The organism is Pseudomonas sp. K2I15, assembly GCF_002204795.1.
In the GTDB taxonomy this organism is placed as follows: Bacteria; Pseudomonadota; Gammaproteobacteria; order Pseudomonadales; family Pseudomonadaceae; genus Aquipseudomonas.
Map to the genome: position 1 here is coordinate 47,273 of NZ_NIXO01000016.1, position 21,158 is coordinate 68,430.

The 21,158-nt window shown below is 57.6% G+C and carries 20 protein-coding genes and 1 tRNA gene; 4 read left to right on the forward strand and 17 right to left on the reverse strand.

Annotated features, from left to right (window positions below):
- Positions 1 to 86 precede the first annotated feature (86 nt).
- Positions 87 to 1,364, reverse strand: coding sequence for a 4-aminobutyrate--2-oxoglutarate transaminase (gene gabT, locus CEC48_RS12290; RefSeq protein WP_088423990.1), 1,278 nt, complete (start codon positions 1,362 to 1,364; stop codon positions 87 to 89).
- A 182-nt stretch (positions 1,365 to 1,546) separates the two neighbouring features.
- On the reverse strand, positions 1,547 to 2,989 hold the full coding sequence (gene gabD, locus CEC48_RS12295) for an NADP-dependent succinate-semialdehyde dehydrogenase (protein ID WP_088423991.1): 1,443 nt from the start codon (positions 2,987 to 2,989) through the stop codon (positions 1,547 to 1,549).
- A gap of 395 nt (positions 2,990 to 3,384) precedes the next feature.
- Between gabD and CEC48_RS12300 the strand changes: the two genes are divergently transcribed.
- From CEC48_RS12300 to CEC48_RS12310, 3 genes are all read left to right on the forward strand, one after another.
- Positions 3,385 to 3,461, forward strand: a tRNA-Arg gene (locus tag CEC48_RS12300).
- 45 nt (positions 3,462 to 3,506) lie between these two features.
- A complete protein-coding gene (locus CEC48_RS12305) occupies positions 3,507 to 4,760 on the forward strand; it encodes an AAA family ATPase (RefSeq protein WP_256579708.1) in 1,254 nt (417 codons plus the stop codon).
- A gap of 67 nt (positions 4,761 to 4,827) precedes the next feature.
- The gene (locus CEC48_RS12310; RefSeq protein WP_256579709.1) at positions 4,828 to 5,316 is read left to right on the forward strand and encodes a DUF4276 family protein; all 489 of its coding nucleotides are present in this window, start codon (positions 4,828 to 4,830) and stop codon (positions 5,314 to 5,316) included.
- A gap of 38 nt (positions 5,317 to 5,354) precedes the next feature.
- Here the strand turns inward: CEC48_RS12310 and CEC48_RS12315 are convergent, their stop codons facing one another.
- The 13 genes from CEC48_RS12315 to CEC48_RS12375 all read right to left on the reverse strand — a co-directional run bounded on the left by CEC48_RS12315 (position 5,355) and on the right by CEC48_RS12375 (position 18,385).
- Positions 5,355 to 6,560 carry a DUF3322 domain-containing protein gene (locus CEC48_RS12315; RefSeq protein WP_088423992.1) on the reverse strand — a complete coding sequence of 402 codons (1,206 nt, stop codon included), beginning with the start codon at positions 6,558 to 6,560 and terminating at the stop codon, positions 5,355 to 5,357.
- Entirely contained in the window at positions 6,557 to 9,919 is a 3,363-nt protein-coding gene (locus tag CEC48_RS12320) for an ATP-binding protein (protein ID WP_088423993.1), read from the reverse strand. Before CEC48_RS12320 ends, CEC48_RS12315 begins: the two co-directional genes overlap by 4 nt.
- Positions 9,916 to 10,581 (reverse strand): DUF4194 domain-containing protein, encoded by a 666-nt coding sequence (locus CEC48_RS12325; protein ID WP_088423994.1) that lies wholly within the window; start codon positions 10,579 to 10,581, stop codon positions 9,916 to 9,918. Before CEC48_RS12325 ends, CEC48_RS12320 begins: the two co-directional genes overlap by 4 nt.
- A complete protein-coding gene (locus CEC48_RS12330; protein WP_088423995.1) occupies positions 10,578 to 12,032 on the reverse strand; it encodes a DUF3375 domain-containing protein in 1,455 nt (484 codons plus the stop codon). The genes CEC48_RS12325 and CEC48_RS12330 overlap by 4 nt, the downstream gene beginning before the upstream one ends.
- A gap of 157 nt (positions 12,033 to 12,189) precedes the next feature.
- Complete coding sequence (locus tag CEC48_RS12335; RefSeq protein WP_088423996.1) at positions 12,190 to 12,792, reverse strand: hypothetical protein; 603 nt, start codon at positions 12,790 to 12,792, stop codon at positions 12,190 to 12,192.
- Positions 12,789 to 13,349, reverse strand: coding sequence for an RNA polymerase sigma factor (locus CEC48_RS12340; protein ID WP_088423997.1), 561 nt, complete (start codon positions 13,347 to 13,349; stop codon positions 12,789 to 12,791). The genes CEC48_RS12335 and CEC48_RS12340 overlap by 4 nt, the downstream gene beginning before the upstream one ends.
- A gap of 26 nt (positions 13,350 to 13,375) precedes the next feature.
- Complete coding sequence (locus CEC48_RS12345; protein WP_088423998.1) at positions 13,376 to 15,025, reverse strand: VWA domain-containing protein; 1,650 nt, start codon at positions 15,023 to 15,025, stop codon at positions 13,376 to 13,378.
- Positions 15,026 to 15,099: 74 nt separating this feature from the next.
- Positions 15,100 to 15,681, reverse strand: a complete 582-nt coding sequence (locus CEC48_RS12350; RefSeq protein WP_088423999.1) for a hypothetical protein — start codon at positions 15,679 to 15,681, stop codon at positions 15,100 to 15,102.
- Positions 15,682 to 15,755: 74 nt separating this feature from the next.
- A complete protein-coding gene (locus tag CEC48_RS12355; protein ID WP_256579711.1) occupies positions 15,756 to 15,974 on the reverse strand; it encodes a hypothetical protein in 219 nt (72 codons plus the stop codon).
- Between the two features lie 31 nt (positions 15,975 to 16,005).
- On the reverse strand, positions 16,006 to 16,449 hold the full coding sequence (locus CEC48_RS12360) for an RDD family protein (RefSeq protein ID WP_088424001.1): 444 nt from the start codon (positions 16,447 to 16,449) through the stop codon (positions 16,006 to 16,008).
- Positions 16,450 to 16,641: 192 nt separating this feature from the next.
- On the reverse strand, positions 16,642 to 17,220 hold the full coding sequence (locus tag CEC48_RS12365) for a hypothetical protein (protein ID WP_088424002.1): 579 nt from the start codon (positions 17,218 to 17,220) through the stop codon (positions 16,642 to 16,644).
- A 318-nt stretch (positions 17,221 to 17,538) separates the two neighbouring features.
- A complete protein-coding gene (locus CEC48_RS12370; protein WP_088424003.1) occupies positions 17,539 to 17,943 on the reverse strand; it encodes an SMI1/KNR4 family protein in 405 nt (134 codons plus the stop codon).
- Positions 17,930 to 18,385 carry an SMI1/KNR4 family protein gene (locus tag CEC48_RS12375; RefSeq protein WP_088424004.1) on the reverse strand — a complete coding sequence of 152 codons (456 nt, stop codon included), beginning with the start codon at positions 18,383 to 18,385 and terminating at the stop codon, positions 17,930 to 17,932. Before CEC48_RS12375 ends, CEC48_RS12370 begins: the two co-directional genes overlap by 14 nt.
- Before the next feature lie 547 nt (positions 18,386 to 18,932).
- Here CEC48_RS12375 and CEC48_RS12380 point away from each other — a divergent pair.
- Entirely contained in the window at positions 18,933 to 19,238 is a 306-nt protein-coding gene (locus CEC48_RS12380; RefSeq protein ID WP_088424005.1) for a hypothetical protein, read from the forward strand.
- 85 nt (positions 19,239 to 19,323) lie between these two features.
- Here the strand turns inward: CEC48_RS12380 and pgaD are convergent, their stop codons facing one another.
- Positions 19,324 to 19,812, reverse strand: coding sequence for a poly-beta-1,6-N-acetyl-D-glucosamine biosynthesis protein PgaD (gene pgaD, locus CEC48_RS12385; protein ID WP_088424006.1), 489 nt, complete (start codon positions 19,810 to 19,812; stop codon positions 19,324 to 19,326).
- Positions 19,809 to 21,155: a poly-beta-1,6-N-acetyl-D-glucosamine synthase gene (gene pgaC, locus CEC48_RS12390; protein ID WP_088424007.1), complete on the reverse strand. Its 1,347-nt coding sequence runs from the start codon at positions 21,153 to 21,155 to the stop codon at positions 19,809 to 19,811. The genes pgaD and pgaC overlap by 4 nt, the downstream gene beginning before the upstream one ends.
- Positions 21,156 to 21,158 lie beyond the last annotated feature (3 nt).

Here is a 21,158-nt window from a genome sequence, read left to right on the forward strand (position 1 = left end):
GTACAATGAACAACCGCTGAATACCGTTCATCGGGCACAAAAAAACCCGCCTGGGCGGGTTTTTTGTCGATCAGGTCAACGTTCGATCACAGCTCGGAGAAGCACTCTTCGATGATCGCCAGGCCCTTGTCCAACTGCTCGTCGGGCGAGGTCAGCGGAACCAGCACGCGCAACACATTGCCGTAGGTGCCGCAAGACAGCAGGATCAAGCCCTTGTCGCGAGCCTTGGCCACCACGGATGCAACAGCAGCAGCGTTCGGCTTGTGGCTGTCGCCATCTTCGAACAGTTCGACCGCAATCATCGCGCCCAAGGCACGCACTTCACCGATCACCGGGTACTTGGCCTGGATAGCTTTCAGGCCGGTTACCAGGCGCTCGCCGACAGCCTTGCAGCGGTCCAGCAGGTGCTCTTCTTCGAACACTTCCATGACGGCCAGGGCCGCAGCGCAAGCGATCGGGCTACCGGCGTAAGTGCCGCCCAGGCCGCCTGGAGCGATGGCGTCCATGTATTCCGCCTTGCCGCACACACCGGCCAGCGGGAAGCCGCCCGCGATGGATTTGGCGAAGGTGGTCAAGTCGGCAGCAACGCCCATCTGTTCCATGGCGAAGAAGGTGCCGGTACGGCCAGCGCCGGTTTGCACTTCGTCGGCGATCAGCAGGATGCCGTGCTTGTCGCACAGTTCGCGCAGGCGCTTCATGAAGGATTTAGGCGCGACGTAGAAACCGCCCTCGCCCTGCACTGGCTCGATGATGATGGCAGCGATATCACGCGGCTCGGCATCATTTTTGAAGATGCGTTCGATGCTGGCGATGGAATCGTCATCGCTCACACCGTGCAGTTCGTTCGGGAACAGCGCACGGAACACGCCGCCTGGCATCAGGCCCATGCCCGCCGAGTACGGCACGACTTTACCGGTCAGGCCCAGGGTCATCATGGTGCGACCGTGGTACGCGCCGGTGAAGGCGATCACGCCAGCACGGCCAGTGGCGGCACGAGCGATTTTCACGGCGTTTTCTACCGCTTCGGAACCGGTGGTGACCAGCAAGGTTTTCTTGGTGAAATCACCTGGCACCTTGGCGTTGATCTTTTCGCACACTTCAACATACGGCTCGTACGCCAGCACCTGGAAGCAAGTGTGGGTCAGCTTGTTGAGTTGCTCGGTCACGGCCGCGATGATTTTCGGGTGCACGTGACCGGTGTTCAGCACGGCGATACCGCCGGCGAAGTCGATGAACTCGCGACCTTCAACGTCGGTCACGGTGGCGTTCTTCGCCGACTCGGCGAAGATCGGGTGAATCTGGCCAACACCGCGTGGTACAGCGGCTTCGCGGCGTTTCATCAGGGATGCGTTGGTCTTGCTCATAAAGTCCTCATTCGCCACTCATCGGGTGGCGCGGTCCAAGGAATACGTGGCGGGGAGGCAACTACGGCAGCATGCGATGATCGACTGCCACAGCTTTCCCGGCCACTACGAATAACGGTGTGAAGCACACAAAGGGACAGCGCTCTCGTGCCCTTTGCGTTTGCAACAATCCTTTACCCGGCTTAGATGCCCAGGCAGAGGTATTTGATTTCCAGGTAATCCTCGATCCCGTACTTGGAGCCTTCACGGCCCAGGCCCGACGCCTTGATGCCGCCGAACGGCGCCACTTCGTTGGAGATCAACCCGGTGTTGACGCCAACCATGCCGTATTCCAGGGCTTCAGCCACACGGAACACACGGCCCAGGTCGCGGGCATAGAAGTAGGAAGCCAGGCCGAACTCGGTGTCGTTGGACATCGCGATCACTTCAGCTTCGTCTTTGAAGCGGAACAGCGGCGCCAATGGGCCGAAGGTTTCTTCCTTGGCCACGGCGGCATTCTTCGGCACGTTGACCAGGATGGTCGGCTCGAAGAAGTTGCCTTCCATCACCTTGCCACCCGCCAGCAGGGTTGCGCCTTTGCTCAGGGCATCAGCGATGTGCTCCTGAACCTTGGCCACGGCCTTCTCGTCGATCAGCGGGCCAGTGGTGGTGCCTTCTTCCAGACCGTTGCCGATCTTCAGCTTGGCCACGGCCACTTTCAGCTTCTCGGCGAACGCGTCGTATACCGAATCCTGGATGTACAGACGGTTGGCGCAGACGCAGGTCTGGCCGTTGTTGCGGTACTTGGAGATGATCGCGCCTTCGACGGCCTTATCCAGGTCTGCGTCGTCAAACACGATGAACGGCGCGTTGCCGCCCAGTTCCAGAGAGACCTTCTTGATGTCCTTGGCGCATTCGGCCATCAGCTGGCGACCGATTTCGGTGGAACCGGTGAAGGACAATTTACGCACGATCGGGTTGCTGGTCAGCTCGCTGCCGATATCACCGGCGCTGCCGGAGACCACGCTGAACACGCCTTTAGGAATGCCGGCACGCTGGGCCAGTTCAGCCAGGGCGAACGCCGAGAACGGGGTTTGCGACGCAGGCTTGAGCACCATGGTGCAACCGGCGGCCAGGGCCGGGCCGGCTTTACGGGTGATCATCGCAGCCGGGAAGTTCCACGGCGTGATGGCGGCGGTAACACCGATCGGTTGTTTGATCACGATCAGGCGCTTGTCCGGCTGGTGGCCGGGAATCACATCACCGTAGACACGCTTGGCTTCTTCGGCGAACCACTCGATGAACGAAGCGGCGTAAACGATTTCGCCCTTGGCTTCGGCCAGCGGCTTGCCTTGTTCCAGGGTCATCAGGCGAGCCAGGTCTTCCTGGTTCTCGATGATCAGCTCGAACCAGCGACGCAGCTTGTTGGCGCGGTCCTTGGCGGTGAGTGCACGCCAGGCCGGCAGGGCCTTGTCAGCTGCTTCAATGGCACGACGGGTTTCGGCCGCGCCCATTTTTGGCACGGTACCGAGGATTTCGCCGGTGGCGGGGTTATTGACCTTGATCGTTTGACCGTTGTCCGCATCGACCCAAGCGCCATCAATGAAGGCTTGCTGGCGGAACAACTGGGTGTCTTTGAGCTGCATGTCGGCTTTCCTTAACAGCACCGCGCACGCGCGGAGCGAATTAGAGTTGTTGAAAGGCGCCTTGAGGGCTGCCGTCAGGGAAATCATTCACTGGGCTGAAGCACGTAAATAGCGCACGAAAAGACAAATGTGCGGTTCAGCACCCAGACAAGAGCGTTTGAAATCTCAAACGAATCCTAGGATCAATGGGGGTACAGGGCAATAGTCTGTTCGAAAAAAAGAACGAAAACGGCGCATTTGCTCCATTTTTCTGATCAGCGTATTTCAGGCGAGTTCCACCGCATTGCGTCGAGACGCCCGGCACAGGGCATCAGCGGCGCGTATTCCTACCGGCAGGCGGCCAAAAAGCGGCATGGACGCCCAAGGTCGACATGGGTATGATGTCGCCCGCACAAGCATCCGTAGCTCAGCTGGATAGAGTACTGCCCTCCGAAGGCAGGGGTCGTGGGTTCGAATCCCGCCGGGTGCACCAGATACAGATGAAAAAGCCCCAGGTCGAAAGGCCTGGGGCTTTTTTGTGGATAGAAATATTGCAATTGTGACTCGCCGGCTGATCGCCTATACCATGCGCGGGCTAGTATTTTCTGACGATCAATACGCAGGCGATGAAAAGCGCGCCGCTCGACGACCGCCGGTGAAGGTCGAAGGAATTGCCATAAGCATCGAATCGATTACGATCAATGGATTTAAAAGTGTCACGAACCTGACACTGGAACGCTTATCGCCATTCACTGCACTGGCCGGCTCGAACGGCGCAGGGAAAAGCAATATTACCGATGCTCTCGCTTTCTTTGGCGCCATCGTAAAACGAGGCGCCTCTACTGCGATTCGCGACTTTGGTGGCTTTCAACAAATCCACTGTTTCAAACATCGCAAACAAAAAAGAACAACCATCTCTTTCGAGATAAAAATTCAGATTGAACATGAAAATTTTGAGTACGCCCTCAAAATAGTTGAAATTGATAAAGCGCCTCAGGTGGTCGAAAACCTGAAAATCAACGGCACTCAATACATTGATCGCAAGCAGAATGGCGAAACAAAAGTAACGTTGACGGATTACTCGCCACTCCAGTCCTTCTTGGAATACCCCCAAGACATGACCGCGCTTATGTTATTAAGCAATTCTGCGCTGTATAAGTTTCTCACCAATATTCGCGTTTATCGCATTGATCCAATTGCCGCCAAAGAACCGGACAACTCGACTGCAGATGCAACAATGCTGGATAGCCATGGCAGAAACGTTGCAACCATGCTGTCTATTCTGGAGAAGGATAAGCACTTCCGCACTCAGGTTCTGGAGTGGATAGAGCTGATTGTTCCCGGCATGGAAAATGTCTCAACTGAAAAACAACGATTGGATAGCACCACTGTCATCACCTTCAAGGAAGAAGGGACAAGAACGCATTTCCCCGCGCGCTTAATTTCGGATGGCACTATTTACGCTTTATGCATAATGACTGCCGTGTTAAGTCGGACCTCGCAAGCCGGTTTAACTATTATCGAAGAGCCTGAACGGGGCATCCACCCAAAAGCGATTGGCGAGTTGGTTGCGCTCATGCGTGACAACGCCACCGTAGACCATCCGGTCTTTATTACTACCCACAGTGAATCAGTCGTGCGCAACCTTAACCCTGAAGAGCTCTGGCTAGTCAATAAGCTAGAAGGCCGGACGAACGTCAAGTGTGCTGCCGAATCAAGAGTCGATAAAAAACAAATCCCTCTTGATACCGCCTGGCTGACCAATCTGTTTGACGGAGGTCTACCATGGTGAGGGTAGGTTTTATTGTAGAAGGCGACTGCGAACGGATCGTAGTTGAATCTTCGAAGTTTAAAAATTATTGGGTGATGCGGGGTACGAACTCGTCACACCGGTAATCGACGCAAAAGGCGGAGGTAACCTTCTACCCCAAAATATCGAGGCGTTCACTCAGGTCCTTGAAACACGGGGCGTAGAAAAAATCTATGTGCTTACCGACTTGGAGGACGATGACTCAGTTGATGTCGTCCGTAACCGTATACAGAACCGAAAACTGGAAACTGTCTTTGTAGCCGTGAAGGCTCTTGAAGCATGGGTCCTTGCAGACACTCAAGCAATGAGTCAATGGCTGAAGCAAGGGTACAACGAACCCCAACCAGAAATGACGACCGACAAGCCTTATGATCGTCTCAAAGAAATCGCCAGAGAATTGGGCACCTCGGGGCCTGGTAACAAGCCAGCCTTTGCTAAAAAAATGATCAAGCATTTTGGATTCAGTGTGGCGCGTGCAGCCGAACACCCAGCATGCCCAAGCGCTCGCGAGCTGGTTGAATACTTCCAGGCACCCTGATACCAGTGCACACGTAACGTTGGTAAACCGAACTGAGTTCAGTTGTTCGGTTCGAACTCTCCGGGAATTCCGGAGAGTTGCCTCAACGCTGCCATCAAACACCGATACCCCACATGTTCCTGCTCCAACCTCACCCCGCCCCCCAGCCGATTGTCCCGCAGCTCATTAAACACCGAGCGCTCCTCAGACGTGAGGTAAGGCAAGTCATGGACGACCTGACGATCCTCCTGCCCCCAGAATTGTGCGTGGGCATCAAGGGTGCTGCGATCCATCAACAATGACTCGACATGCCCAAACCGGCGGCGCAACTGGTCAAGAATCGCAAACCCATGTGTATCAATATCGCCCCAGTAGTAAATCATACAACTCGATAGCCAACTCGCTTGCCCTAGAGCTTCCCAGCCATAGCCCTTACCGAACACCACAATGGAGCCCGGCACGCGTGGGAAGGCTAGAAAGTTGGTTTCGTTCTCGGTCACAAAGATCCGCCTGACGGCAATATTCAACTGAGCAAAACTGGCCGAATCAAGAGTGACATCAGGCAAGGTGGGGCCAGGCATCACGGCCAAGCGCTCATCCAGCACGCGAAAGCGGATCCCGGTGGGCTTATCAAGAAAACCATAACGGACAGAGAACTGTGTGACGCCTTTGTACTGCCGGGCGATAGCCTGCTCGGGCAGCACTTGGTCGAACAGCTCACTTAGTACTGCCTTGTGCCCTTCGATGAATTTGCTGCGAATGCCAGGTATGTCCACCTGTCGAAGGTAGATACCTGGCCGCGGATGTTCCGCCATCCAAGTCACCACATCCAGAAGCCCTGCCCAATCCCGCTCCAGTGCGATGGCCTGCAATGGCTGGCCCCTCAGCCAGTCGACAAGCAAGGGTTGACGCTGTCGGGTCAGTTCAAGCAGAACCTTGAAGTGCTGCGCCTCTCCCTCTTTGCCAATCAACGCAATAGCCTCTTCCAGCGAATCCACCCAGATGGACGTGGGCAAGCGTTGCGGCCCGACAACCCTATGATTGACCTCCCGCCATTGGATCCGAATGCCGTCGACAGCACTGAGCTGCGCCACCCAGGTCCTGACCCTATCGAAGTTCTCACTCAGTTGCACAGTATCCGGCCCTTTCAATATCAAGCGCCGTGGCTCCCAGGCCTCCTCGGTCACCAGAGGGCGCAGCAGATCGCCTCGTTGCCAGAGCCGCAATAATTGTTGTGTGAGATCCGCCTGCGAGGTCCATTTCATGACGATAAATCAGGTCGGTTCAACTGATATTCCTCAATGGAAAGATTGCGCAACCGGGACGCCTTGCCACCGTCGTTCTGCACAAAGCCCACACTGGAAACAAAAGGTTCGATGATGTGGATTTTCTGCAAAGGGGTGACGATCAGCAGCTGCAGGTTGAGCTGCTCGAACAGCCGCAAACCATACTCCGCTGAATCATCGGAGCCGCGTCCAAACGCTTCATCGATCAACACGAACCGAAACGATCGCGAACGCACCGCGCCCCACTCCAAACCAAACTGATAGGCCAAGCTCGCCGCCAAAATGGTGTAGGCCAGTTTTTCTTTTTGCCCGCCGGACTTGCCACCGGAATCCGAGTAATGCTCGTGCTCGCGATCGTCCTCGCGCCAGCGCTCGCTGGCGGCAAACAGGAACCAGTTGCGCACATCGGTGACTTTGCTGGTCCATCGCCGGTCTTGCTCGGACAATCCTTCCCGCCCACGAAAACGGTCAACGATGGTTTTGACCTGCAGAAACTTGTTTTCCGAATACTGGGCATCCTCGGATCCCGTCAATGCGCCCTCGGTACAGGCACGCAATTGCATCTGGAAATCTCGAATATCCGCATCCGGGCTCAGCTGGGACTCCAGCACGATGTAGCGACCTGGGTTGTAGTCGATCTGCCCCAGGGATTCATTGATACGGCCAATCCGCTCCTTGATGGTTTCGCGCTCCCGAGCCAATTGCCCGTTGAAGTTCGCGATCTCATTGATCGTGTTGACGTTGAGCAACTCCTTGAAGCGTTGTTCAAAACGCGGCAGATCGTCACGATTTAGTTGGTCCAACAGGTTGCGGTACTCATCGACGGCATTGAGATCGGCATCGAATTCGCTGGTCTCCAGCTTGTAGGCGTCCTTGAATGCCACCATCGCCCGAATGATCTTGTCCCGCAGCCGTTCCAACACCTTGGCCTCTGCGTCCATTTTTCCTTGCAGGCCTTCGCGCACTTCTCGCTCGGCGTTATCGCAGGACTCAACAGTAAGCAGCCGCTCGCCCAGAATTTGGGTGCGCAGTGTCTCCAATTGACCCCGGACCAACTCGTCAATATCTATTAACAAGCTGCTGGCTTCTGTGCGCAGCATAGTTGCGGCTTCATGTTTCGCCGCAACATTACCCAACTCCGTGTCCAGCCTAGACAGCTCATCCTCTGTCACTTTGAGGGCGTCTTGCACCGTTTGAAGTTGCTTCGCCAGTTGCAGCAAGGTGTCACTGGCGGCCTCCAGTTGTGCTTTTTCATCCTGTAATCGTGCCACGAGGGTCGCGCATTCGGCCCAATCGATCTCTCGGTATTCGGTAAATTCATTGAGCGCGGCCAGCGACTCCAGTTGCTGGCGCAAATAAGTACGCTGCTTTTCGGCACTCGCAATGCTTGATCCAATATCAGCCAGTTGCACTTCAAGACAGTCTTTTACCGCCTCAAGCGCAGCGATTTTTTCAGCGTTGCTCCAGCCCAGAACATAACGGCCGCGGTCGTCCAGGCGATGCCGGTCATCCTTCTCATGGCGCTCGCCAGCGCCTTTGACCTGGCCCGACAGGGACAAGGCACGTACCTCTCGACGAAACTGTTCCGGCGTCTCGCAGCAGGCGTAGTTAAAACGATAAGCCAGCTCGCGAACCAACCAAGGATATAACGTTGAATCGGGTTTGACGCTGAGTTTTGCCACCAGCGATTGCGGGTGCAAATCCGGGGTCTCAACTTGACGGGCCGAACGCACCCGAAAATACACCAGGCGCCCCGCCAGGTGAGTTCGATCAACCCAGGCAGCAACCTGAGCGTAGTTTTCGTCCGGCACAAGCAGCGCCAGGCCGAAGTTGTGCAGCACCCGTTCAATAGCGCCTTCCCAAGGGCGATGTTCCTCACGTACTTGAAGCAGCTCACCGACAAACGGCATGAATTCTTCACCCAGCCCTGTCGCCAGGCACAGCGCAGCCCGCAACTTGATCTGCGCATCTGGAATATTGCTGCGGCGTGCCCTAAGGCTGGAGATTTCCCCAGAAAGTGCATCATGCTCACGCCGCCCCACACGCAACGAAACGCCCCATTCAGTAACCTGGTTTTGCAAGTCTGCTTCCTGGGTACCGGACTGGTCGCGGCGGGCATGCAATAGTTGTCCTAGCCGGATAAATCCCGCTTCATCATCAACGGGCGACTCGCCAATAGCCGCAAGAAGCTGTACATGACGTTGCGCCCGGTGCTGACGACGCTCCCGCTCAATGTTCTGTTTGCGAATTTCGTTCGCCAATTGCTCCAGACGATCACCGCCCTGCTCGGCCACCGCCCGCCTGAGGGAGTCTACGTCCAGCCTCTGGCGATCACGTTGCTCGACCTGATGCTCCTTTTGAGAAGACAAGCGCTGTTGATCATTGGCCAGTAGCTGCAAACGTCGGTCCAGCAACCCGATTTTAAGCTCCGAGAACCATGGTTTAAGTGCTTCACGGCAATCGCGCAACCCGTCCTGTTCACCACGCAGGCCTTGGTGCTTGTCGCAGTCAGCCACTAGCGGCTCCAGCAGCAGGCGCTGTTGCTTGGCCTTGAGCACCGCCTCATGAGCTCGGTTCAAATCATCGAAATGTGCAATCAACGCCGCGATACGAGTAGCGGCATCGAACGGTTCAAGCATATGGCTACGAACAAATTCGGTCAGGTTACCCACAGACTTCATCGAAACCGTTTGATGAAACAGCTCCAGCGCCTGTTCGTTATCAATCCCCAGGCGCCGCCGAAACCAGGCACCGTACTTGGAAAAACTATCCTGGATATCCGCACCGTCGTTACGCAGTCGCTTTCGCAGTTGCGCAATGTCGGTGCCGAAGTCAGCAAAGTCCGTGGTAATACAAAGCTCACGCTCGGCGCCCACATAAAAACGCTCTGGCTGCCCCTGCCCGTCCTTCATCCAGAATACCTGGGCCAAGGTCACTGTCTGGTCATAGCCTGCGTTGTGAAAGACCCCCAGAATTACCGAATAGCTATTGTGATCGCGCAGCGCGACCGGCTTGGCAGCTCCGGTGACCTCGCTGCGTTCGGACTTGAAATGCCCCAACACATAGGAGCGCAGGCTTCGCTCCTTATTTTCAGCTCCGGCGGCTTTGTTATAGGCAATCCGCTGGGTGGGCACCAGCAACGTGGTAATTGCATCCACCAAGGTCGATTTGCCGGACCCAATATCCCCCGTCAGCAGGCTATTTTTCCCATCGGGCAACAGCGTCCAGACCCGCTGATCGAAGGTCCCCCAGTTGAATACCTCAAGGCGCTTGAGGCGAAAACCTGACAGGCTGTCATCGCCGATGAAATCCAATTCCGCAAGCAACGACTCACTCATTGTTCAATCTCCTTCCCGCCATCAGGACCTGACTCGCTTTCTCCCGAAAGACGCATCTGGTATTCCCCAAGCCGTTTATCGAAGTCAGACAACCATTGCGCATCCACAAACGCCTTGAGGATGCGCCGCACTTCATAACTCACAGGGCCGGCGGCGCTCTTGAGACGGCGTAAAAAGCCCAGTTCAACAATCTTGGTGAGGTGTGTATCAATCTGATCAACCAGTCGGGCTTCGTTACTGCTGTCGGGCAAAAACACGCGAATCAATTCGACGATTTCATCACGGGTCAGCACCAGCCGCGTTTCGCCTCCCGTGGCATCGAACTCCGCCAGTTTTTTGCGCAGCAACGCCAAGAGCAGGCTGACCGGAAATGACAGTGGCCGACGAGCAATAAGCCGTGGCATACGAACCTGCGGTTCATCCTCGCCTGACTCATCACGACTGCGCAGGAAAGCGTAGCCCTCGGCCTCGTCGAGCATCAACTCCAGACCCAGCACTGTCACGTAACCGCGGACCTGAGTCTGCCAGTTGAGTAACGTCCCCCATAGGCGCTCATCACCTTCGCGATAAATCACCCCCTTAAGCAGCAAAATCAGCAGCGTCGACAAGTCTGCTGCGGTAACGTCCATAACCATGTCCGGCGCATGTTGTTCTTCGTTCATCCTTGCCTCACAAAAATAACGCGCGCCAGCCGTGCCTGCTTCTGCACGGGATGGCCGTCGCTGGACGTAGCCGTCCACACAATCGGCTCGTTTTGGCTGTCATCGACGACGGTGGTAAATGTTTCACTGCCCAAGTGAAGATAAGCCACCAACTCAGCCAACCCCTGCTGCAACGGTTGCAACCGGGTCAACTCGCACAATGTGATTTGCGAGCGGGCCTGCAGTGCCTGGTGGATATGAGCTGCGAGCCGGGCAAGGTCAACCATCCGCTCGTTGTACAAGGCACTCACGTCGAGATCATCGTCGCCGACTTGCACGCTCATGCCGGCGAAGTCGGACTTCAGGGTCAACGTGTGCAGGGGCCGCTCCATGGGCAACTCGATACGGGCTGCAACATCAGCCATGTCCATGAAATTGCCCGCGGGTGGGTGCTCACGAGCTCCCAGAGCCTTGGCCTCCACCCCTCGCAGAATGTCCATGATCCGTCGGTTTTCGAGCCATACCCGATCATCCAGAAAACGCCGCAATTGCTGGGAAAGTTGCGCGACCATGCGCTGGGTATGTTCACCCGCCTCAAGCCAGTCGTAATGCACACGACGAGTGCGAATATCCGGTTTCAACTCCATCACCGGGGCCAGGGCCAGCACATGATCAAGCATCCGTGTCAGCTCTTCCTGACGGCTGGTCGACATCAAGAACCCCCAGAATGCCCTGAAACTGCGTCCCTGATCGGAGTCGGAAATGGCATCGCGCTCACCCATGATTTGTTCCAGCAGCGCGCCCTTGGCGCCCTCCCATAAGGCGATTCGCTCACGCACACGCCGATCCAGCAGGCGAAAGTTATGTTCAACCTCTCGAAAGTCGGCGAGTAACTCCCGCGACAACTGAGCAAATTGCTGGAAGCGATCTTTCAGGGCCGTATCGTCCAGCAGAGGTACATCGCCACCCAGAATCTGTGCGATTTCCGCGTCCAGCTCATCCCGGCGCTTGCGCAACTCGGCCACACGCTTGGCCGGATCCGTCTCACTGCCCTCGCTCATCTGCTTAAGCAACTCGAATAACGTCAGCAACCTGGACTCGGTACCGACGAACCCCCGCTCGACGAGGGTGGCTAACCAGGCAATAGCTTTCTCGGTAGACGGCGTCAGGTCGAACTGCGGCTCATCGTCGTCCTGACGGTAGAACTTGCGCAGCCAGCCCTTTTCCGGGCTGGCCCACTCATTGAGGTAGTGCAACGCCGGCCTCGGAAAAGCATCGTCGTCCAGCCGCCTGCGCAAGGCGAACAACTCGTCTTCCAGCGCCTCTGCAAGGTCAGCGGCAGCAATGATTCGCACGTTGGGTGCAACGAACACGCGGTGCAAGAAACTTGCAACCAGCGGGCCGTGGTCCGAGCGCAATAGACGCCATGCAGGATGATGCGTTCGCAGGCTTTCAAGGGTGGCGTAATCCATCACGTACCGATTGCAGAGTTAACGAACTCAAAACAATGGCGCCAAGTCCGGGGATTTTCCACTCCTAAATTGACGCACTAGCCGAACGGCTAGGTTGTTGCAAAAAGCGTCCGTCAAAAGCCCCAAATCAAGACTCGATGTTTTTGAACAGGACGTTTCAGTGATGCGACTGCAACACCTCCAACCGCGCCGGCAAGTCTTCCTTGGGAAAGCGCTTGTGCAACTCCAGCAGCTTCTCATCCGCCGCCTTCGCCTCTCCCGCCTGCCGCAACCGCAGGATTTCCTGTAACCCTTGCTCCAACGGCGGCAGCACAACAGCCGCGCGCTTGCTCATCTTCGCCACCGGCTCATCCGCCAGCGAACCCGCAACTTCTGCCTGCACCTGCGGTACGCTATCGGCCTGCGGCGCCATGGAAAACCTTGCCATCGGCGCCGCTGCCGGGGCCGGACGGGCCAGTTCCTGCGGGGCGGCAGCGTAAGTGCCTGTGGATAACTCCGGCTGCGGCACAGGCGAGCGCACCACCAAGCCAATCATCAGGGCCACACCCGCCACGGTGGCAAATGCCATCTGCCAGCGCGGCCGTTGGCATGCCTGCAACCAGCGCTGCCACAGGCTGGGCTGGCGCACCGGCGCTTCACGGTGGGCGGTGGCCAGGATGAAGGCGTCCAGGGAAGCAGGCGGCTCACCGCTGGCGTGTTGACGGAAATGCTCGATCAGCAGGTCGTCGTTTGAATCCTGGGTATGTCGGGAATCAGTCATGCGGGTACCTCCTCGGCCAGCAGTCGGCGCAGTTTCTGCTGGGCGTAACGCAAGCGGCTTTTTACCGTTTCCAGTGGGGCGCCGGTGAGCGCGGCGATTTGTGGCACTTCCAGGTCGCCGTGCAGGCGCAGCAGGAACACTTCGCGCTGATCTTCGGGCAAGCCTTGCAGTGCGGTGTCCAGGCGGGCCTGGTCGCGGCTCAGGCTCAGCAGTTGCTCGGGCCCGGCGCTGTCGTCGGGCTGGCCGTGAAGCTGCTCATCGTAGCTGTCGTGCAGCGGGTTGTGGATGCCGTGCTTGCGCCAGTGGTCGATCAGGCGGTTGCGGGCAATCTGGAACAACCAGGTGCGAAAACTCGCCCGCCCCTGTGGCTCGCTGGTGCTGCGGATCAGGCTGAGCCAGGTATCCTGGAACACTTCCTCGGCCAGTTCGGCCTTGTTGCTCAAGGACACGAGGAAACGGTACAGGCCCTGTCGATGCCGCGCATACAGGGCCTCGAACGCCGCACCGTCGCCGCTGCGGTAGCGGGACAGCAGCGCTTCGTCGCTGGGTGAATCCATCAGGTGGCGCACTCCTTTGAGGTGGATCAGTGTTTGGCCGGGGCCTGGAGGCTCTGGGCCAATTCGACCAGTTGCACAAACTCACCGCGCAAACCGAAGGGGTCGTCGCCCCGCGCGGAGCGGGCCAGTGCGGCCGTGTCCTTTAAACGCATGCTGCCAGTGTAGCGGCCATCACCCTTGAGTTGCTGGGCGAAGGCGGCCACGGCGGCAGAGAAGCGCAGGTCGGCGCTGGGCTTGGTGCTCTGCTCGCTGCTGATCGGGTGTTCGATCAGCCGGCTATTGCCGCCTTCCGCTGGCTTGTAGCGTACCCGCAGCATGGCCAATTCAGCGGTTTTACCCTCGGCCTTGGCCGGCGATGCGTAGCGCAGTGGCTCCAGCCAACCTTGCTCGCCTTTCGGGACAATTTCATACAACGCTGTCACCGTGTGCCCTGCACCTATCTCTGCGGCGTCGACCTTGTCGTTGTTGAAATCCTCACGCTTCAGGGCGCGGTTTTCATAGCCCAGCAGTCGGTATTCGCTGACCTGCGCCGGGTTGAATTCCACTTGCAGTTTCACATCCCGGGCCACCACCGCGAGGGTCGAGCTGAGCTGGTCCACCAGCACTTTGCGGGCTTCGCGCAGGTTGTCAATGTAGGCGTAGTTGCCGTCACCGGCGTCGGCCAGTTGTTCCATCAGGTGTTCGTTGTAGTTATCCACACCAAAGCCCAGGGTGGTCAGGGACACGCCGCTTTTGCGCTGGTCGACGGCCATTTGCTTGAGGCTGTCGAAGTCACTGACCCCCACATTGAAGTCACCGTCGGTGGCCAGCAGGATGCGGTTGATGCCCTTGTCGATAAACCCTTCGCGGGCCATTTGGTAGGCCATTTCGATGCCCGAGGCGCCTGCGGTAGAGCCGCCGGCGGTGAGCTGGTCGATGGCGTTGCGGATCGCCGTTTTGTCCCGGCCCGACGTGGGCTTGAGCACCACCCGCGATTCGCCGGCGTAGACCACCAGCGACACCCGGTCCTGGTCGCGCAATTGGTCTACCAGCAATTTCAGGGTGCTCTTGACCAGCGGCAGGCCTTCGCGACGGTTCATCGAGCCGGACACGTCCACCAGGAACACCAGGTTGGCCGGAGCCAGATCCGCCACGGCGCGGTCCGAGGCCTTGATGCCGATGCGCAGCAATCGGGTGTGGGGGTTCCAGGGTGACGGTGCCACTTCGGTGGTCACACCAAAGGGCGAGCCATCGGTGGGCAAGGCATAGTCGTAGGGGAAGTAATTGACCATCTCCTCAAGTCGCACAGCACCTTCGGGCGGCAGGCTGCCTTGATTGAGGAAACGTCGTACGTTGGCATAGCTGCCGGTATCAACGTCGACACTGAAGGTTGAGACCGGGGTTTCGGCAACACTGCGGATCGGGTTGTCAGGGAGGTTCTGATATTGCTCCCGGTACTCCGTGGCGACCGTATCGTTCATGACCAACCGCGAAGCCATTGGTACAGGGGCGACCATCCGTTTGACCATGGCACCCTGGACGTGGGCGGGTTCGCTTTGCAGCTCTGCAGTAGGCGCAACCTCGGCAGGCTTGGCCACATCACGGGATGAAGAAAGCCCACACCCGGCAAGCGCCACCAGCAGGGTCAAGGCAAAGCCTTGGGCGGCAGGGCGCAAAAGCAGAAGAGGACGGGACATGGGCTGAACCTCGTGAATGAATGATCCGTTCACAAGGTCAGACGCAAAGGGCTGGCGATTCGGGTTAAAGAAACTCAGCGAGATGGAATGTCGCGCAAGTCATCGACAATAAAGCGGCTCAACACACCCGTGTAAAAAGGCTCGACGCTGGTGTTGCCGGTGTTGCTGACGATCCCACCGATCGTCTTGTATTGCTGCCATTGGCCGAACAAGCCCGCGGGAACGAGGTCGTCTCGGTCCTTGGCGAAGTGCAATACCTCGGCACCGGCCTTCTTGACCTTGACCAGGTAGTTGAAATCAACACTGGTCAGAACCGTGTTGTCGTCAACAAGCACGCTGGCGATCCCGCCCTTGGAGTCCTGGAAATGGCGGACGTAGACGAGTTTCACATCCAGCAGGTAGTCGGCGCTTTCCTTGCTGGTAGCGTAGCGCTTGGCAGTGAGCAGACGGTTGACCAGGTCGACGCCCAGTTGCTCACGGACTTTTTCGTCCGGCAGAAAGCGGTCGTTTTTGCCCACCACTTCAACGTCGAAGGTGTCTAGCCAATAGGTAGCGGTGCTGGGGATCTGAACCGGGCCGGGGGAAATGTAGTAAGCAGGCTTGGAGGCGCAGCCCGCCAGAAAGCTGAATGCCAGGAGTAAAGCAAAAACGCGCATGTCTGAATTCTTCCTTGAATGATGTCACTTTGATATCATCTTACGGCGTTGCCGACGCCTTTTCGAGCCCTGTTTTAATTTGACGCAATAGCCCCGGCAGCCAGAAAGGCGATCCCCGCATACCAGCCCCAAAGGAACGGCCTGGCCTGGCGATCTTTTCTGGCATAAACGTACACATAGCAGGGGATAAACAGGCACAGCAGCGCATGCACCAGCGAGTTTTTAACGGCCACACAAAAAATGGCCAGCTGCATCAAAATCGCCAGGCCCAGTCCAATCATTACCAACGTCATTACCACGGTACGTCTCCTGCGCAGGCGCGTATTACTTCGAATTGATCACGATGGTCCTGGCCAACATATCGCCAAGGCGCCGACGAAAACCAAAGAGCACAAATACGCCGTCCAGGATGCTGAAGAGCCCCTTGGGCACATTTCGCAACGCTGATTGAAGAACGGTGCAGGAGGGTCCGTAAGGGAAGCCAACCACTGACATTTTGAGCAGACGCTTGCCCAGGCTTTGACCATTGGGAAGCGCATCGCAAAACAGGAAATACGCGAGCGCAAGCAAGGTCAGAAAGTACTCGACGCCCTGAAACAAACTCAGGCTAAACGCAGAGCTGTACCGAACGGACAGATGCATCAGAACGCTTTTCAAAAACAGAAGAAAAAACACAAACACCATGTCCACAAGGTATCCGGCCAGCCGCTTTCCGGGGCTCGCCAGATCATAAGCGGGTGTTGAAATGCTCGGTTCTACAAGACTCATGATTTCATTTTTCCATCTGCAAAATAGGGGGGCGACCCGATACCCATCAATTTGGACCATCAACCCGCCGACACGACCAATACCCACGCCAGCACCGGCCAGCGGGTGATCTTCAGCTCACCCGCTGTATCCGCCGCCAGCGTAAATACTTGATTACCGATAACAACCTTTACAGTCGCGTCAGGCTGCAACTTATGTCGCCGCCGCTACGGTCGCCACAGGGATACGCTCGTTGGGCGTGGTCACGTCATACACATGCTGCTCACAGCCCTTTCCGATAATCACGAATTCCACCAGGTAAACCTTTTGCTTCTCAGGCTTGAAGGTCGAACTCATGGGGCCGCATTCATACACATATGTTTTGACGAGGCCGACGTAGTTGGCGTTGTAGACCCGTGACTCACCGATCACTTCAAGGGGCTGCCCCGGGTCAGCCTGCACTTCCAACTGCGGGAAGCGTTTGACGACCGCGCTGTTGGTGACCTCGCTCATTTTGGCGATCCAGCCGAACACCTTGCCGCGACCGGAATCAACCACGGTCCCGAGGATTTCCGGACGCTGGTCCGCATCGGAACTACGGCGTACGGAGAACTGCACCGGGTGGGTGAAGCCGGTCGCCCGCATGATGACCTTGGCGTGTTCGGCGTCCACCTCGACCGTGTTTTGCTGCAACTGGACGCCGTCCTTGAGCAGGGTTGGCGAGGAGTTCCTGGCGGTGGAGTGGCAGCCGGCCAAAGCCAGGGCGAGGATCAGGAGTGAGGTCTTTTTCATTGGTTTTTTCCCTAAACGCGTTTAAAAAATCCGAAACTACATTCAAAGCCGCCAATACGACGGCCACAATAGGTTTGCCGAAAGAGGGATCAATTGATCCAAATGCACTCCCCGAAGGTACCTTTCTGAAACGCGGGCACGCGCCTGTGCGCCGATGCCGGCGGTGACAGAGAAGGTTTGGGGTATGAGATTCACATTAATCCTTAATGTCATTTGAAAACGCTGCAGTCCATGCAGCCCGACCGGTTGCGGGTGGGCGGGGTAAAGACACTGGAATATACAAAATGTTCAAGGTGCTGCGCGTTATGACACCCGGGCCTACTCCTCAGGCTCACGCGCTAACCGCACAAAAAGATCCGGCACATCCCGCGCGACCGGCTCGGCGTACTGGCGCTCCATGCCGATCAAGGGGATGCGCACAATGGGCATCAACGCCTCATTGGTGTCAAAGCCATAGCCTTCCCCACCGCCATCGGAGCCAAATAGAAAGATGCCCGGGGCATAGGTTTCGACCTCGTATTCGCGATTGAAGTCAGCCAGTTCCTGCGCTTCCCAGAAGACCATGTAGTGGTCGCCGATAAAGCCTTCACCGCCATCGTGCGCCTTGAGGAAATCGAGGTAGTTCTGCGCAAGCTCAACGCCCAAGGTTGTGTTGAGGCTGTCAACAAAATCAGGTTCGGCGGGGCCGTTCAGCTGGCCTTCGGTGAGGTTATAGCGCTTCATGCTGCCTCCTTTCGATCAAATCTTTTACATAAGCCAGCTGATTCAAAATGAAGCTCGAAAAGTCTTCAGACACGACTTCAACCTCATCGATTTCGGCGTCCAACTCAACGATCGCCCAATTGTTCCGAGTGTCAAAAGCGTATGAACCCTCGCAGGAATCCCCCGCGAAGACGTACAGTCCGGCATAAATGCCCGCGTCACCATCAGCTTGAGCGGCATATCTCACCGGGCCGTCACTCACATAGAACGCACAGTCAAGCTCGCCGAACCCAAAGGTAGCGAGGAACTCCAGATAGTCCTCGGGGACACCGATGCGACTCGCGGCATCCACCTTGTTCAGTATCAAGTCGACGTCGTTTATGCGGTCGCCAAAGTCCCCTTCATAGCCCACAGCCGTGGTTATTTCGCTGATCAGCTGTCGGATTTCAGATGTATTGTTCATTGTCACTCTCCTGATATTTCCTTATCTGCTCACGGAGTTACTTGAGCTCCTTCACCAGGTAACTCCCGGATATCTGCGTGATACCCGTCAACGCACGACGCAATGCCTCAGGGTCGGCGCGATGCACGATGCTCGGGCGTGAGGGGCTGGCTGACGCAGCCACCGAGGATGAGGGTGGAGAGGAGAATCAGGAGAAGGTTTTTCACATCAGTCCTTTAATGTTTGTGGTGGGTGGATGCGTTTAATCATCGCCAGGGTGTCAGCAATGGGGGTGAAGACATGAGGCATTGTGACTGGGCCAGTACTTTGCTGCCTTGCGTGGGTTTGGGTGCGGGGCTTCTAGTCCGGCCGTCGCCCACATGGCGATTCAGGTTTGGCGGCCTGACAACAGAGTGCAAAAGCTACCCGCTTCTATGCAGGTATTTTTGCGCCCGCAAAGCTGTGCATGTTATGGCGGCTGTGCGCGGGAGACCTTCGGGTCTGCCGGTTTACTCTGTTGCCGGTTCGCCAACCTGCGTACAGCTGCCACCCATTCGTTTGGCGACGAATGAGGGGTGGCTTAATCCACCAACAGAGTACTGAAAATGAATCGATACATGCCCTCACGGGCCACGACTGCACAGTCCCCGCTCTTCTCATCGACACCAGCGCCCCCCTCGACGTCCTCCACGACGCCGCTGTGTACAGGATTCGCGCCGTCACCCAACTGCTGGAAAACCTGGCCTTCCGCGAACAGCTCAGCAGCGATGCTGTGGTGCTTCAAGACTTCGCCCAATTGCTGGCTATCCCGCTGCGCGATGGGTGTGATTTGCTGGATGTCTTCAGTCGCAGGCTCAATGCTGATCCGTCCTGAGTAAGAGCCGGGCGGCGGTAGCGCCGCCCAACTTATACGCAGAACATAGAACATAGGGTTAGACCATCAATATCCGCCTTCGAATTTATCGGCCTGCAGCTTCTTTGACCCGTTCCGGCTCCGCCAGCCGCTTCAACCCTGGCCGCTCCACATGCCGCGACACCTGCGCAGTCACTTCCTGCACCCCGCCTTCCTGGTCGTTATGAATCACCAGCACGCCAGGGCGGCGCAGTTGCTCCAGGTCACCCTCCCCCAGGCTGAAGCTGTCGCTCAGGCGCTGGTCGCTCAAGGCCTTGGCCGCCGAACGCCGCTGGGCAAACCGCTTGCCACGCCGCTGCTGGTAGCGCGCCCAACTGATCAGCACCACGGCGTTGAACACGGCGATCCACAGGTAAATCTGCAAGGTATTCAGCGCGGCAAAAATCGGCGCTTCAACGCGGGGGCCACCGTGGCTGTCGAGCATCGGCACCAGCCCGCGCACCAGCAAAATGATCAGCCCGGCCCAGGCCAGCAGGGTCAGAAATACGTCGATCGCCCACATCACCGGGCGCTGTTGGGTTCGGATCAGGTTCATGGCTGCACATCCGTAGTGGGGGCTTTGATACCGCGATCCGGGCTGACCCAGCGCGCGCGTTTTTGGTGTTGGCGAAAGAGCACTTTGGGAAAGCTGACCAGGGTGGTGAACAGGCTTACCAACCAGAACACCAGCGGGTACCAGACGGTCCAGAACAGGGTTTTCCACAGGCCCTTTTCATAGCGCCGGTCGATCATGATGCTCACCGCGAACTGCACCAGGCACACCACCGCCAGCAGCAGGCCGGTGAAGGCCGGCGGCATCAGCGAATCGACGGCGATGGCGGCGGGCAGTGTCACGACTTTGCCCACGGCCCAGAAGATCACCGAGAGCAAAAAGGTGAAGGCCCAGCCGGTGGACAGGCAGTACTCGAACAGCAGCGGCCACAGGTAGCGATGGCGCCATTGCCAGATGCCCCGGATGTTCTTGAACAGCACTTCGGCGCCGCCCTGGGCCCAGCGCAGGCGCTGCTTCCACAGGCCGCCGAGGGTTTCGGGCATCAGGATCCAGCACAGCGCACGAGGCTCGTAGAAGATGCTCCAGTGGTCCAGTTGCAGCTTCCAGCTCACGTCGATGTCTTCGGTGATCATGTCGGTGCTCCAGTAGTCGACCCGGTCCAGGGCCGCCCGCCGAAACGCCACCACCACGCCGGAGACCGTAAAGATCCGCCCGAATACCCGCTGGGTGCGCTTGATCAAACCGATGATTGAAGAGAACTCGCCCACCTGCACCCGGCCGATCAAGGTGGAGCGCGTGCGGATCCGCGGGTTACCGGTTACGGCACCCAGGCGCGGGTTGTCGAGCATCGGCGCCACCAGATAGGCAGCGGTGTTCGGCGAGAGCAACGCATCGCCGTCGATGCACACCAGATATTCACTACGCGCCGCCACCGCGCCCATGCGCAGGGCCACAGCCTTGCCCTGGTTTTGCGCCAGGTGCAACACCCGCAGGCGCGGCTCTTTCAACGCCAACGCATCGAGCACGGCGGCGGTGTTATCGCTGGAGCCGTCGTTGATCGCGATCACTTCGATGTTGCGGTACTGCTGGGCCAGCGCGGCGCCGATGGTCTCGGCGGCGTTGTCACCTTCGTTGTAGCAAGGGATCAGGATCGAGATCAGCGGCTCGCCGGCAAGCGCAGGCGCCGGGGTGTCATCGGCCCACGGCCAGTGGCGTTCCCAGTGCAGCCAGAAGTACAAGCCGCCGGCAATCCACAGCCCGGACATGAACAGCGGATAGAAGAATACGAAGTCCATCAGGAACTGCCCGGTGACCAAAAAAATCAGGCCAAGGGGCACGCCCAACACCAGCGACAAGACGATTAACGCAAGGATTCTGTCGAACATGAG